Source organism: Isoptericola sp. b408 (assembly GCF_030588085.1).
Classification (GTDB): domain Bacteria; phylum Actinomycetota; class Actinomycetes; order Actinomycetales; family Cellulomonadaceae; genus Isoptericola; species Isoptericola sediminis.
Window position 1 is genome coordinate 171,112 of the sequence record NZ_JAUQYQ010000001.1, and the last position, 12,841, is coordinate 183,952.

A 12,841-nucleotide genomic window follows, 5' to 3' on the forward strand; every position below is an offset into this window, starting at 1 on the left:
GGAGAGACCCGTGGACCTGCACCTGGACCGCATCACCCTCGTCTACCCGGACGGGACCTCGACGCTCACCGCCGTCGACGACGTCTCGCTCACCGTGCCGGCCGGCACCACGACCGCGCTGCTCGGACCGTCCGGGTCGGGCAAGTCGAGCCTGCTGGCGGTCGCGGCCGGCCTGACACCGCCCACCTCGGGCCGGGTCCGTCTCGGGGAGGAGGTCGCGCTCACCCCGACGACCTCCGTGGCCGAGGCGACGCGGTGGCGCCGCGACCACCTCGGCGTCGTCTTCCAGGCACCGCGGCTGCTGGACTCCCTGACGGCCCTGGAACAGCTCGAGCTGCACGCCCACCTGCGCGGCCGACGGCCCGCCACGGTGCGCCGTCGGGCCCTGGAGCTGCTGGACGCCGTCGGGGTGACCGACCGTGCGCACCACCGGCCGGCGCAGCTCTCGGGCGGCCAGCGGCAGCGCGTCGCGATCGCCCGCGCGCTGGTCGGGGACCCCGCGGTCCTGCTCGTCGACGAGCCGACCTCGGCCCTCGACCACGACCGCGGCGTGCGGGTGGTCGAGCTGATCACGTCCCTGGCGCGCGAGACCGGCGCGGCGACGCTCCTCGTCTCGCACGACGCCTCGACGCTGGGACCGGTGGACGCCACCGCCCGGCTGGTCGACGCCCGCCTCGCGGGCCGGACCCGGCCGCAGCGGACCGAGGCACCCGGGGGTCGGCGCGTCAGCGCTCCTGCCGGCTGATCTCGGCCAGCAGGGCAGCACGCCGGTCGGCGGGGAGCACGGCGGCCCGGATCGAGTTCTCCGCCAGCCGTGCCCGCTGCCCCGCCGTCATGCCGAGCGACGTCGTCAGTGCGGCGAGGTTGTCGTCCAGGTATCCGCCGAAGTAGGCCGGGTCGTCGGAGTTGACGGACACGTTGAGCCCGCGGTCCAGCATCGCCAGGACCGGGTGGTCCTCCAGCCGGTCGACGGCCCGCAGCGCCACGTTCGACAGCGGGCAGACGGTCAGCGGGACCTGCTCGTCGACGAGCCGCTGGACCAGCGCGTCGTCCTCCAGGGCGCGGATGCCGTGATCGATCCGGTCCACACCGAGCACGTCCAGGGCCTCGACGACGTACTGCGGCGGCCCCTCCTCGCCGGCGTGGGCGATGAGGTGCAGGCCCTCGGCGCGCGCCCGGTCGTAGAGCCGGGCGAAGTTCGACGGCGGGTGGCCGGCCTCGGCCGAGTCCAGCCCGATGCCGACGATCGGCGCGTGCAGGCCGAGGAGGTGGTGGAGCACGTCGAGCGCCTCGGACTCGGGGCGGTCGCGCAGGAACGCCGCGAAGAGCGCGGTCGAGACGCCGTGGTCGCGTTCGCTCGTCGACAGCGCCTCGTCGACACCCTCCAGGACGGCCTCGAGCGGCACGCCGCGGACGAGGTGCGCCTGCGGGTCGATCATCACCTCGGCGTGCCGCACCCCGGCACGCGCGGCACGCGCCAGGTAGGCGGTCGTCATGTCCGCGAAGTCCTGCGGGGTGCGCAGCACGGCCATGCTCGCGTAGTACAGGTCGAGGAAGGACTGCAGGTCGCTGAACGCGTACGCGCGGCGCAGGTCCTCGACGTCCGCGAACGGCAGCTCCACGGCGTTCCGCGCGGCCAGCTCCAGGACCAGCTCGGGTTCGAGCGTGCCCTCGAGGTGCAGGTGCAGCTCGGCGAAGGGCAGGGCGGCGGGACCGGGGACGGTGCTCACGCCGTCCACCCTGGCACGATCGTCCTGCCGCCGCCGGGACGGCTCAGCCGGCGACGCGCTCCTTGACCAGCGCGACCACGCGGCCGACGTTCACGGTCCAGCCCACGCCGAAGACCTGCGGTCCCAGGACGTGCTCGGCCTCGGGGTCCCAGAGGCGCTCCTTGGCGCGCGAGATCGTCGGCATCCGGAACTCGTACGGCACGAACCCGACCTTGCCGTGCCACTCACGGTCCTCGGGGTCCTTGCGCAGCTCCTTGGTGACGGCCGCGACGGCGATCGCGAGCATCACCACCTTGTAGAACTTCTTGATCCCGCCGGACTTCTTCTTGCCGCTCTTCTCGGTGTCCATCGCGACCTCCGCTCGTCGGTTCCGCCTCCATCCTGCCGCGCCCGGGTCGGCCAGGCCAGGGGACGGCGCACGTCGGGCCCGAGTCCCCGGCCGATTCGGGACCAACGGCCCTTCTGCCGACCCGTCCGCGGCGCGCATCGTGGTGGCATGCCCTTCACCGACCGCACCCAGGCCGGGCAGCGTCTCGCCGAGGAGCTGGCCGGGCTGCGCGACGAGGACGTCGTCGTCCTCGGCCTCCCCCGGGGCGGGGTCCCCGTGGCGTTCGAGGTCGCCGTCGCGCTGGACGCACCGCTCGACGTCATCGTCGTGCGCAAGCTGGGCGTCCCCTACCAGCCCGAGCTGGCGATGGGTGCGGTCGGTGAAGGGGACGCCCGGGTGGTGGACGACCAGGTCGTCAGCCGCGCCCAGGTCACGGCCGAGGAGCTCGCCGGCGCCGAGGCCACCGAACGCGCGGAGCTGGACCGGCGCGTGCACAGGATCCGCCGCCAGCACCCGCTCGTGCCCCTCGCGGGCCGCACGGCCCTCGTCGTGGACGACGGGGTCGCGACCGGGTCGACGGCGCGCACCGCGTGCCTCATCGCCCGGGACCGGGGAGCGGCCCGCGTCGTGGTGGCCGTGCCCGTGGGTGCCGCGCCGGCACTGGAAGCACTGCAGGAGGTAGCCGATGACGTGGTCTACGTCGAGAGCCCCCGCGCGTTCCGCGCCGTGGGCGAGTGGTACGCGGACTTCCGCCAGGTCGACGACGAGCAGGTCATGGCGCTGCTCGAGCGTGCGACGCACGCGGCCCGGCCCGCCGAGCCCCCGAGCGTGGACCCGCCACCGCCACGGGACGAGGACGTCGAGATCCGGGCTGGTGCGCTGATGCTGAACGGACATCTCACCGTGCCGCAGGACCCGGTCGGGCTGGTGGTGTTCGCCCACGGCAGCGGCAGCAGCCGGCACAGCCCGCGCAACCGGCGCGTCGCCCAGGTCCTCAACGAGGCCGGACTGGGCACGCTCATCTTCGACCTGCTCACCGCCCGCGAGGAGTGGGAGCGTCCGATGGTGTTCGACATCCGACGCATGGCCGGGCGGCTGGTCGACGCCACCTGGTGGCTGCGCACCACCCAGGGCTGGGACGACTTCCCCATCGGGTACTTCGGGGCGAGCACCGGTGCGGCCGCGGCGCTGCGGGCCGCCGCCCAGCTCGGCCACGACATCTCCGCCGTCGTCTCCCGCGGAGGCCGTCCGGACCTGGCCGCGGACTGGTTGCACGAGGTCCGCGCCCCCACCCTGCTGGTGGTCGGCGGCGAGGACTCCTGCGTGCTGGACCTCAACCGCCGCGCCCAGCGACGGCTGCGGTGCGAGAACGACCTGGCGGTCGTTCCCGGGGCCACGCACCTGTTCGAGGAGCCGGGCACGCTGGACCGCGCGGCCGAGCTCGCCCGGGACTGGTTCCTCGGGCACATGCCTCAGAGCACCGCCACGTCGCAGGCGGTGCTGCACACCTGAGCAGCCGTGCCGCTACGGTGGAGGTCGTCGACCTCCGGAGGACCGATGACCTTCAGCCACTCCACGGGCACCCGCGGAGCGCGCAAGCCGGGCCGCGTCGTGCGGTGGTTCAACGGGCTGGCCCTGCGCCGGATCCGTCGCCGCGGCGGTCCCGTGCTGGGGATGCGGCTGCTGGCGCTGACCACCGTCGGGCGCCGGAGCGGAGCGGCCCGCACCACCCCGCTGGCCTACTTCCACGGCGGCCCGGACCGGTGGTACGTCGTCGCGTCGGCCAACGGCGCGGCCACGAACCCGGCCTGGTACCTCAACCTCGCCGCCCGGCCCGACGAGGTCGAGATCGTCGTGGACGGCGAGACCGTCCCCGTCCGGGCACGGGAGCTGCACGGCGACGAACGCGCGCAGGTGTGGGGACGCATCACCACGACGTCGCCCCAGTTCGCGAAGTACGAGCGCGCCACGGACCGGCACATCCCCGTCATCGAGCTCACCCGGCGCGACGGGGACGCACCGTCGACCTGACGCGTCACCCGTCGGCGACGCTCCGGCGGAACCGGTCGTGGTCGGCCTGGTTCTGCTCGGCGTACGCGACCGCGAAGTCGGCCAGGGCATCGGCGAACGTCCTGCCCGAGCCGAGGTAGCCGGCGATCGTCACCGCGTCGCCGGAGCGGGCGTGGGCGTGGGCGAGGGTCCGCCCGCACAGCTCGACATAGGCGCCCAGCCGGTCCGGGTCCATCGCCGCGACGTCCGCGGACCCCTTCATGTCGTGGAACTGCCGCCAGTAGTAGTGCCGGCCCACCGAGGTGTCGGACCACCCGAGGAACACGTCGGGGCTGGCCTGCACCAGGCGACGGCCCTCGACCACGCGCCGGCCGGCGTGCGGGTCGGGACGCGTCGGCACGTAGGCCTGCAGCACCGAGTCCGCGGCCTCCTTGACCTGCAGGAACAGGGGTTCGCCGTGGTCGCGCCCGGTGAGCAGCACGACCCAGCACCGCGTCCCGACGCTGCCCACACCGACGACCTTGAGCGCCACGTCCACGACGGAGAACCGCTGCAGCAGGTACCGACGGTCGGGCGGCAGCGACTCGACGTAGCCGGCGAAGGTCTCCGCCACCCGGGTGTGCATCTCCTCGGCGTCCAGGTGCTCCGTCAGGTCGCGCAGGGGCACCAGCAGCGGCGGCTGGCTGCGGATCCGGAGCCGTCCGTCGACGGTCTCGGCGAGCTTGCCCAGCGCCCTGACCGAGTCCCTCCCCCGGGCCTTGGCCATCCCCTTGTCGAACACCTTGCGGTCAGCCTTCGAGGGCAGTGCGCGGCGCACGTCGGCGAGGGACACCTGCTCGTACCAGATCCGCAGCGCGGGCAGATCAGCGAACCGGGACATCGCCCGGGCGTACGTCCGGACCGCACCCCGCGCCGCCCGGCCGCCGACGGCGTCGGACCACCCGTTGTCCCGGGCGGCCACGACGACGCTCGCCGCCAGCCGCTTGACGTCCCACTCCCAGGGACCGGGCAGGGTCTCGTCGAAGTCGTTGAGGTCGAACACCTGGCGCCGCTCCGCCGAGGCGAAGGTACCGAAGTTGGCCAGGTGCGCGTCGCCGCAGAGCTGTACGGGCACGCCGATCGTCGGCGTCGGGGCCAGATCCATCGCCATGACCGCCGCGGAGCCGCGGAAGAAGGCGAAGGCCGACTCCGCCATGCGGGCCCTCCTGACCGGCACCAGCCACGGCAGACGGTCGGCGTCCTGCGCCGCCAGCACCTCGACCGGGTCCGTCCGGTCCGCCGGCGGGGCCCAGCGGCCGTGCGCCGACCGCGGCACGTCCTGGCGCGCACCCCTGCCCGCCTCCGCCCGTGCCTCTGCTTCCGCCGTCCTCGTCGCCATCGTCGTCGACCTCCGACCGGGTGTCGGATCCATCGTAAGGACGGCGCCGCCGCGCGGCGCGGGCAGCCCGACCGGCAGGATCCGCCGCGGGCCCATACCGTGGGGCTCCCGAACGACGAGAGGAGCGAACCATGGCGACCGATCTCACCGACCTCACCGTCCTGGCGATCGTGACGAACTACGGAGTCGAGCAGGACGAGCTCGTCGTCCCGCTGGAGCACCTGCGCGAGCGCGGGGCCGTCGTGACGGTCGCGGCCGCGACCTCCGACGACGTCGCGACGCTCGTGGGCGACAAGGATCCCGGCCGCACGGTCACCCCGGACGTCACGCTCGACGACGTCGACCCGGCCGGGTTCGACCTGCTGCTCGTGCCGGGCGGCACCCTGAACGCCGACACCCTGCGGCTGCAGCCGTCGGCGGTCGAGATCGTCCGGTCCTTCACCCGCTCCGGACGCCCCGTCGCCGCCATCTGCCACGGCCCCTGGGTCCTCGTGGAGGCGGGGGTGACGACGGGCAAGACCGTCACCTCCTACCCGTCGCTCCAGACGGACCTGAGCAACGCCGGTGCCGCCTGGAAGGACGCGCCCGTGGTCGTGGACCCGGGCGAGGGGTGGACGCTCATCACGTCCCGGACCCCGGACGACCTGGACGACTTCCTCGAGGCCGTCGACGAGGTCCTGACCGGATCCTGACGCCCCGGCACGCCGCCGTCCGGGCCCCGTAGCGCGGGACCCGGACGGCGCTGCCGTGCGCGGCCTCAGGCCTCCGGGCTCGACCTCCCGACGGTGGCCCACACGTGCTTCGACTGGTCGGTCGTGTACCAGCCCACGGCCAGCGAGAGGCGGCGGGCGATCATCAGCCCGAGGCCGCCGTGACCGGGGTCGCGGTCCCCGGCGAGCCGTGGCGGCGTGGACAGGTCGTGGTCGGCGACGTCCAGCAGCCAGACCTGCCCGTCACCCAGCAGCCGCACCACCGTGGGCGGCAGACCGTGGCGGACGGCGTTGGTCGCCAGCTCGGACGCGATGAGCACGAGTTTCTCGGCGGTCGACTCCGCGGTCTCCGGGCCTCCCTCTCCCAGCCGCTCCTGCAGGCCGGCGCGCATGGCGGCGACCTCGTCGACCTCGGTCAGGATCCACCGGGCGATCTCGGCGAAGTCCTCCGGCGGTGCGGTGTTGGGTAGTTCGTCGTCCTGTCGAACGGTCACGGCGGTCGCTCCTCACGTGCTCGGGCATGGCAAACCGTCAGGATCGACGGCATCGTCGGCTACCCGACGATGGGTGGTGGTTCGAACCGCGTACGGGGCGCACGTTCCGGGACCTCGGCCGGCGGGATCTCGTCGATCAGCTCGACCAGCTCCAGGGCCCCGCTCATCTCCAGCAGGTCGATCACGGCCTCGGGGGTCCCGACGAGCCGCGGGCGGGTCTCCATCGTCACGTCCATGAGGATCAGGTGCAGGCCCGAGGAGTCCATGAACGTCACCCGGGACAGGTCGACCGTCTTGGCGCGGCCGTCGAGCGTGGCGGCGAGCTGGTCCCGCACGCTGTGCGTGACGCTGAAGTCGATGTCGCCCCACATCACCCAGAGCGACCCCTGCCGCGCCACGCGGACGCCGCCGGACGCCTGTCGTGCCCCCATGCGTGCTGTCCCTTCTTCCTTCTGACGACGTCCCCGGCCCGGCCGCGCAGGACGCCACGTGCGGTCAACACCCGTGCCGGTGTCGGGAAGTCTTGCACGGAACTCGTCCTTTCTCAGGGCGAGCGTCGTCGGCCCGTCGCCGCCGGTCAGTCCACCGCGCGCACGGCGGCCCGGCGGTCCCGTGCCGCCTGCCGGTCGGCCGGCAGGAAGAACGCCAGCAGGGCGATCACCCCGCCGCACACCGCCACGACGACGAACACGAGGTGGATCGCCGCCATGAGATCCGGTCCCGACGGCATGCCGTCCGGACCCGTCGTCGCCCGGGCGTTGACGATCGCCCCGCAGACGGCGACGCCGACGGCCGAGCCGAGGGAGCGGGCGAAGATGTTGATCCCGGTGACGGCGCCCCGGATCGTGTGGTCCACGGACGACTGGGCGGCGATCAGGGTCGGCACCGCTGTCAGCCCCATCCCGATGCCGACGAGGAACGTGGTGCCCATCACGGCGACGAGCGGGGACGACTCGCCGAGCAGCAGGCTCGACGCCGTGCCGGCGACGACCAGCGTCGAGCCGATGATCGCCGTGAGCCGGAACCCGAGACGCAGGTAGAACCGGCCGGCGTTGGACGCCGACAGCGGCCACCCCACCATCATGGCCGCCAACGCGAACCCCGCCATGAGGGGCCCGAGACCGAGCACCCCCTGGGCGTAGATCGGCACGTAGGTGGCCAGGCCGAGGACGACCATGCCGACGACCAGCGAGATCGCCGTGGCCACCCCGATCACCCGCCGACGCAGCAGACCCAGGTCCAGGATCGGGTGCGCCACCCGGCGGACGTGCCCGACGAAGACGAGGAGCAGCGCGACGGCGAGCGCCAGCACGGTGACCGACGGGACCGAGACCCAGGCCCAGCTGGACCCGCCCTCGAGCAGACCGAGCAGGAGCAGGGCGCTGCCGCCGGCCAGCAGCACGGCACCACGGTGGTCGATCGGCTCCCGGTCACCGTCGAGCGGGGACTCGTGGTAACGCCGCACCAGCATCCAGGCGGCCAGGGCGCACAGCGGGATGTTGACCAGGAAGATCCAGCGCCAGGACACGAACTCCGTGAAGACGCCGCCGAGGGTCGGACCGACGACGGAGGAGATCGCCCACACCGAGGCCAGGTACCCCTGCACCCGGGCCCGCTCCTCCAGGGTGTAGATGTCGGCCGCGATGGTCTGGGACACGGGCATGACGGCCCCGGCGCCGAGACCCTGCAGGACGCGGCCGGCCACCATGGCGCCCATCGACCAGGCGGCCCCGCACAGCACGGACCCGAGGAAGAAGAACCCGACCCCGGCCAGGATGAGCCGCTTGCGGCCGACGATGTCCGAGAGCCGTCCGGCCAGCGGCGTGCTGACGGCCTGGGCGAGGAGGTAGGACGAGAAGAGCCACGGCACCTGCTCGAACGCCCCGAGCTCGTCGGCGATGGTGGCCGACGCCGTGGCGATGATCGTCGCGTCCAGGGCGACCAGGGCCGTGGACAGCATGAGGGACAGCAGGACCGGCCCGCGCTCGGAGCGCAGGCCCACGGACGTCGACGTCGGGGGCACGTCAAGCACAAGCCCCGGGCAAGCGTCGGGTATTCCGGGTGGCCGGTCCGCCCGCGGGACGTAGCGTGCTGCCATATCGTCCGCACCGCCCCTGTCGGGTCGCACCGCCCTGGTCACCGGGGTCCCACGCCGGCAGGGCATCGGTGTCGCCGTCGCCCGCGAGCTCGCCGGCCTCGGCGCGCACGTGTTCACCCAGCACTACGCCCCGCACGACGCCGACCAGCCGTGGGGCGCGGACGACCTCGCCGCCGTCGACGGCGCCGTCCGGGCGGCGCTGCACGACGGCGCGCGCTCCGGGTCGGCGTCCGCGGACCTCCGGGACCCTGCGCAGGTCGAGTCGCTGTTCGACGCCGCGCGGGCGCTGACCGGCCGCGTCGACGTCCTGGTGTGCAACCACGCGCGCAGCGGCGGGGACGGCTCGATCCTGGACATGACGCCGGAGGCGCTCGACGCCCACTGGCAGACGAACACCCGCTCCACGCTGCTGCTCACCCGCCTGTTCGCCCGGCAGCGCCGCGAGGACGCGCCCGCCCTGCGCCCCGGGGAGACGCTGCGGCGGACCGCACCCGCCGACCCGGCCGGCGCGCCCAAGGTCGTGTGGATGACGTCCGGCCAGGAGCAGGGACCGATGCCGGGCGAGGTCGCCTACGCCACCTCCAAGGCCGCCCTGGCCGGCATCACACCCACCGTCGCCGCCGAGCTGCTCGACCTCGGCATCGTCCTCAACACCGTCAACCCCGGTCCCGTCAACACGGGCTACCTCGACCCCGGCACCACCGACCGGCCGCTCGCCGAGCTCGAGGCGCTGCGCGCGGCGACGCCGTTCGGCCCCTGGGGCGAACCCGCCGACCCGGCACGGCTCATCGGCTGGCTCGTGAGCCCGGCCGGGTCGTGGATGGTGGGGCAGGTGCTCACCAGCGACGGCGGGTTCAGCCTCCAGCGCTGACCGTCGTCGCCCCGGGACGGGGCCCGGCGGTGGCGGACGTCGCCGGGGACCGGGGAGGAGCCATGCGCACCACGACCCACGACGGCACCCTGCGCCGCCTCGCGACGCTCGCGACCCTGCTCGTGGCCACCGCCGGCGCGGCCCCCGCGTGGGCCGCGCCGGACGACGACCCGCCCGAGGTCCTCGACCTCGAGATCGTCGCCCCCCGGTCCGGTCTCGGGTCGGCGGGACCGGACGACGTCGTCGTCCGGCTCTCCACCAGCGGCCCGTGGGCCACCGGGGGCGACGAGATCACCCTGCTCCTGACGCGGGACGACGAGACCGGCTCGCCCACCATCTGGTCCGACCTGACGGCCGGGACCTGCGAACCTCCCGGGGAGGTCAGCAGCCGCCCGCCGTGGGAACGGAAGTTCGGCAACCCCTGGGGCGGTTTCTCCCCGCACTGACCCGGTCCGCGGCCCCGACACCGTCGTCGGCTCGGTCGCCTACTTTTGGTCGCACTCCGACTGAAGAGAGGTATTGCGCTCTTCGCTTTCGCTGATATCTTGCATAAGTACGGGGCGGATATCGCCGGTCACCCGCCGGTACCCGCCCCCGATCCATGTGCCCGATGGTGGGCACGATCTCCTTCCGAGAGGAATCCCGACGATGCGACGTACTCTCCTCACCCGGGCCGCCACGGCCGTCGCGGCCGCAGGGCTGGCCCTCCCGGTGGCCGCAGCCGCTCCCGCCGCCGCCGACGCCCACCAGGGCGACCGGACCGCGGGCAGCTCGGCCCAGTGCTCGGGCCGCTCGGTACCGGCGAGCAAGATCTCGTTCCAGCTCTACAGCTACAGCGCCTGGCAGCAGGAGGTCGGGGTCGACGCCGTCCTCGGCGAGCTGGCCGACATCGGCTACAAGAACGTCGAGCCGTTCGGCGGGAGCTACGAGGGCCGCACGGCCGAGGAGTTCCGCGCGCTGCTCAAGGAGCACCAGCTCAAGGCGCCCGGCTCCCACGGCGGCACCGACCCGGAGGCGTTCGACGAGACCCTCGACTTCGCCAAGACCCTCGGCCAGAAGTACACCGGGTCGGGCGGCTGGTCCGGTCCCGGCGTCCCGTTCTTCGGCGGCTCGACGTCGTGGGAGAGCGCCATGGAGACCGCCGAGGCGATGAACGCCGCCGGCGAGCTGTCCGTGAAGGCGGGCACCGGCAAGCACTTCGGCCACAACCACTGGAACGAGTTCGTCCTCGAGGTCACCGACCCCGCCTCGGGCGAGACGATGAGCTGGTGGGAGGCCGTGGTCCGGAACACCGACCCGCGGTACGTCGCGTTCCAGGTCGACGTCTACTGGGCGACCGACGGCGGCGCCGACGTCGTCGAGCTGCTCGAGGAGTACGGCGACCGCATCGACCTGCTGCACATCAAGGACGGCGACCTGTCCGGCCCGACCCCGGCGTTCGGCACCCAGACCGTCGTCGGCGAGGGTGACATCGACTGGCCGTCGATCCTCGACGCGGCCCAGGGCAAGGTCAAGTACTACGTCATCGAGATGGACGGCGCCCCGACCGACGCGAGCTTCGCGCGGGAGAGCTTCGAGTACCTGACCTGCCTCGACTTCTGACGGGTCCCGCCTCGACCGTGACGACGGCGCGTGGCCCGGAACCGGGCCGCGCGCCGTCGTCACGGGTCCGGACGTCTCAGGGACGCAGCAGCGCCTTGATCGCGCGGCGCTCGTCCATGGCGCGACCCGGGTCAGGACTCCCCGCGGAAGACCGCCGACCGCCCCGACGTCAGCGGGATCGGCCGGCGCAGCCGCACCAGCGCCTCGACGTCGAGGGTGCGGGACCTCTCCACGAGCCGCACCCCGTCCAGGGAGAGGGTGCCCGTGACGTCGGCCGACCCGCCCCGGACCGCCACCAGGGAGCCGCCCGCGACGACGGCCGCGACCCCCGTGAGGACGGCGACGAGCGAGATCTCGAAGGTGAACCGGTGCAGGGGGACGCCGTCGACGGACAGGTCGACCCGCGGGTGGTGCGTCGCGGTGATCCGGTGCGTGGCCAGCGCGACGATCTCCTCCCCGGGGGCGAGGGCGGTCCGCCGGCCGGCCGCCGTGAGGTCGGCGACGGACCGCCACGAGCGCAGCAGGACGTCGCCGAGGTCGAGGTCGAGCAGTCCGTCCGCCACGGCGGCGAGCTCGGACCCGACGGCCTCCCGCGTCGCCGTGGTGGCCCGCCGCACGCCCTGGAGCGCCGTGCCGCCGATCCCGTGCCGCCGGACGGCCTCGCCGAGCACCTGCGCGGTGTCCCGGCCCGAGCCGTCGTCGAGGAGGAAGACGCGCGCCGTCATCGCCGGCGCGGCGGTCGTCGTGGTCATCGTCCGATCACCTCCAGGTGCTGGTCCACGTCGTCCGCGGAGGCGACGAGCCGGATCACGAGGGTCGCGCCGGGTCCCGCGGGGTCCGTCGGGTCCGCGGCGAGCGTCACGGTGGGCGGTGGGGTCGGGGCGGGCCGGACCCGGACGTGCTCGCTCACCCACCGCCGGTCCTGCCGGCGACGGGCCCGGCGCAGCCGGGGGGCACCGGCTGCGGCCCCGGCGACGAGCAGCGCGACCAGGACGATCCACAGCAGCGGGAACCGTTCCGCCGGGTCGTCCGTCCCGGTGTTCCCCGGGGGCGGGACGACGGCGGCGAGGGTGACGGCCACCTCGCTCTCGACGTCGACGCCGGTGCCGGGGCCGGGGTCCTGGTCGGCGACGGCGTCGCCCTCGCCCGACACCTCGCCGAGCACGAGGCCCCGCTCGGCCAGCAGCGTCTCGGCCTCGTCGAGCGGGCGGCCCACCAGGTCCGGGACCGTGACCAGGTCGGCGACCGGCTCGACCTCGAACGTGGTCTCGGCCGCGACGTCGTCGGACCTGGCGCACCGGGCGAACACCTCGTGCCCACCGGGCTCCGCCTCCGTGGGGACCGGGAACGTCGTCTCGTCGGCGCCACCGTCCAGGTCGACGGTCCCGACCACCCCGGACTCTCCCCACAGCAGCTCGACGACGCCGATGGAGCAGTCGAAACCGTCGACGCTCGCCGTGACGGAGGTCCCGGGTGGCCCGGCCGACGGGTCGAGGTCGATCTCCTGCCCGGGCACGACGACGGCGGGGAGCGAGGACAGCAGGCCGAGGACGGCCGCCACCAGCGTCGGCACGACCGTCCGCGTCGCCGGGCGGTTCCGCACGGGTCCGGATCGCACGG

The 12,841-nt window shown here is 74.0% G+C and carries 15 protein-coding genes; 7 read left to right on the forward strand and 8 right to left on the reverse strand.

Annotated features, from left to right (window positions below; translation table 11 throughout):
- Window positions 1-10: 10 nt before the first annotated feature.
- Window positions 11-745 carry an ABC transporter ATP-binding protein gene (locus Q6347_RS00770; protein ID WP_304606373.1) on the forward strand — a complete coding sequence of 245 codons (735 nt, stop codon included), beginning with the start codon at window positions 11-13 and terminating at the stop codon, window positions 743-745.
- Here the strand turns inward: Q6347_RS00770 and Q6347_RS00775 are convergent.
- Both Q6347_RS00775 and Q6347_RS00780 read right to left on the reverse strand, forming a co-directional pair.
- A complete protein-coding gene (locus tag Q6347_RS00775) occupies window positions 726-1,730 on the reverse strand; it encodes an adenosine deaminase (RefSeq protein WP_304606374.1) in 1,005 nt (334 codons plus the stop codon). The two genes, Q6347_RS00770 and Q6347_RS00775, sit on opposite strands and share 20 nt — an antisense overlap.
- A gap of 43 nt (window positions 1,731-1,773) precedes the next feature.
- Entirely contained in the window at window positions 1,774-2,079 is a 306-nt protein-coding gene (locus tag Q6347_RS00780) for a DUF5808 domain-containing protein (protein ID WP_171246579.1), read from the reverse strand.
- 147 nt (window positions 2,080-2,226) lie between these two features.
- On the opposite strand from Q6347_RS00780, the gene Q6347_RS00785 reads away from it, so the two are divergent.
- Window positions 2,227-3,570: a phosphoribosyltransferase family protein gene (locus tag Q6347_RS00785; protein ID WP_171246580.1), complete on the forward strand. Its 1,344-nt coding sequence runs from the start codon at window positions 2,227-2,229 to the stop codon at window positions 3,568-3,570.
- Window positions 3,571-3,615: 45 nt separating this feature from the next.
- Window positions 3,616-4,089 carry a nitroreductase/quinone reductase family protein gene (locus Q6347_RS00790; RefSeq protein ID WP_304604784.1) on the forward strand — a complete coding sequence of 158 codons (474 nt, stop codon included), beginning with the start codon at window positions 3,616-3,618 and terminating at the stop codon, window positions 4,087-4,089.
- A gap of 4 nt (window positions 4,090-4,093) precedes the next feature.
- Here the strand turns inward: Q6347_RS00790 and Q6347_RS00795 are convergent, their stop codons facing one another.
- Complete coding sequence (locus Q6347_RS00795; protein ID WP_304606375.1) at window positions 4,094-5,446, reverse strand: DUF2252 domain-containing protein; 1,353 nt, start codon at window positions 5,444-5,446, stop codon at window positions 4,094-4,096.
- Between the two features lie 131 nt (window positions 5,447-5,577).
- Between Q6347_RS00795 and Q6347_RS00800 the strand changes: the two genes are divergently transcribed.
- Window positions 5,578-6,138 carry a type 1 glutamine amidotransferase domain-containing protein gene (locus Q6347_RS00800; RefSeq protein WP_304604786.1) on the forward strand — a complete coding sequence of 187 codons (561 nt, stop codon included), beginning with the start codon at window positions 5,578-5,580 and terminating at the stop codon, window positions 6,136-6,138.
- 65 nt (window positions 6,139-6,203) lie between these two features.
- Here the strand turns inward: Q6347_RS00800 and Q6347_RS00805 are convergent, their stop codons facing one another.
- The 3 genes from Q6347_RS00805 to Q6347_RS00815 form a co-directional block, all read right to left on the reverse strand.
- Entirely contained in the window at window positions 6,204-6,650 is a 447-nt protein-coding gene (locus Q6347_RS00805; RefSeq protein WP_304606376.1) for an ATP-binding protein, read from the reverse strand.
- Between the two features lie 59 nt (window positions 6,651-6,709).
- Complete coding sequence (locus Q6347_RS00810; protein WP_304604787.1) at window positions 6,710-7,081, reverse strand: STAS domain-containing protein; 372 nt, start codon at window positions 7,079-7,081, stop codon at window positions 6,710-6,712.
- A 146-nt stretch (window positions 7,082-7,227) separates the two neighbouring features.
- On the reverse strand, window positions 7,228-8,682 hold the full coding sequence (locus Q6347_RS00815) for an MDR family MFS transporter (RefSeq protein ID WP_304604788.1): 1,455 nt from the start codon (window positions 8,680-8,682) through the stop codon (window positions 7,228-7,230).
- A gap of 100 nt (window positions 8,683-8,782) precedes the next feature.
- Here Q6347_RS00815 and Q6347_RS00820 point away from each other — a divergent pair, with 100 nt between their 5' ends.
- The 3 genes from Q6347_RS00820 (at window position 8,783) to Q6347_RS00830 (ending at window position 11,221) form a co-directional block, all read left to right on the forward strand.
- Window positions 8,783-9,619 (forward strand): SDR family oxidoreductase, encoded by an 837-nt coding sequence (locus tag Q6347_RS00820; protein ID WP_369810809.1) that lies wholly within the window; start codon window positions 8,783-8,785, stop codon window positions 9,617-9,619.
- A 62-nt stretch (window positions 9,620-9,681) separates the two neighbouring features.
- Window positions 9,682-10,065, forward strand: a complete 384-nt coding sequence (locus tag Q6347_RS00825; RefSeq protein ID WP_304606377.1) for a hypothetical protein — start codon at window positions 9,682-9,684, stop codon at window positions 10,063-10,065.
- A 202-nt stretch (window positions 10,066-10,267) separates the two neighbouring features.
- The gene (locus tag Q6347_RS00830; RefSeq protein ID WP_304606378.1) at window positions 10,268-11,221 is read left to right on the forward strand and encodes a sugar phosphate isomerase/epimerase; all 954 of its coding nucleotides are present in this window, start codon (window positions 10,268-10,270) and stop codon (window positions 11,219-11,221) included.
- A 131-nt stretch (window positions 11,222-11,352) separates the two neighbouring features.
- Here Q6347_RS00830 and Q6347_RS00835 read toward each other — a convergent pair whose 3' ends face one another.
- Together Q6347_RS00835 and Q6347_RS00840 are read right to left on the reverse strand one after the other, a co-directional pair.
- Window positions 11,353-11,973, reverse strand: a complete 621-nt coding sequence (locus Q6347_RS00835) for a hypothetical protein (RefSeq protein ID WP_304606379.1) — start codon at window positions 11,971-11,973, stop codon at window positions 11,353-11,355.
- Window positions 11,970-12,839, reverse strand: coding sequence for a PASTA domain-containing protein (locus Q6347_RS00840; RefSeq protein WP_304606380.1), 870 nt, complete (start codon window positions 12,837-12,839; stop codon window positions 11,970-11,972). Before Q6347_RS00840 ends, Q6347_RS00835 begins: the two co-directional genes overlap by 4 nt.
- Window positions 12,840-12,841 lie beyond the last annotated feature (2 nt).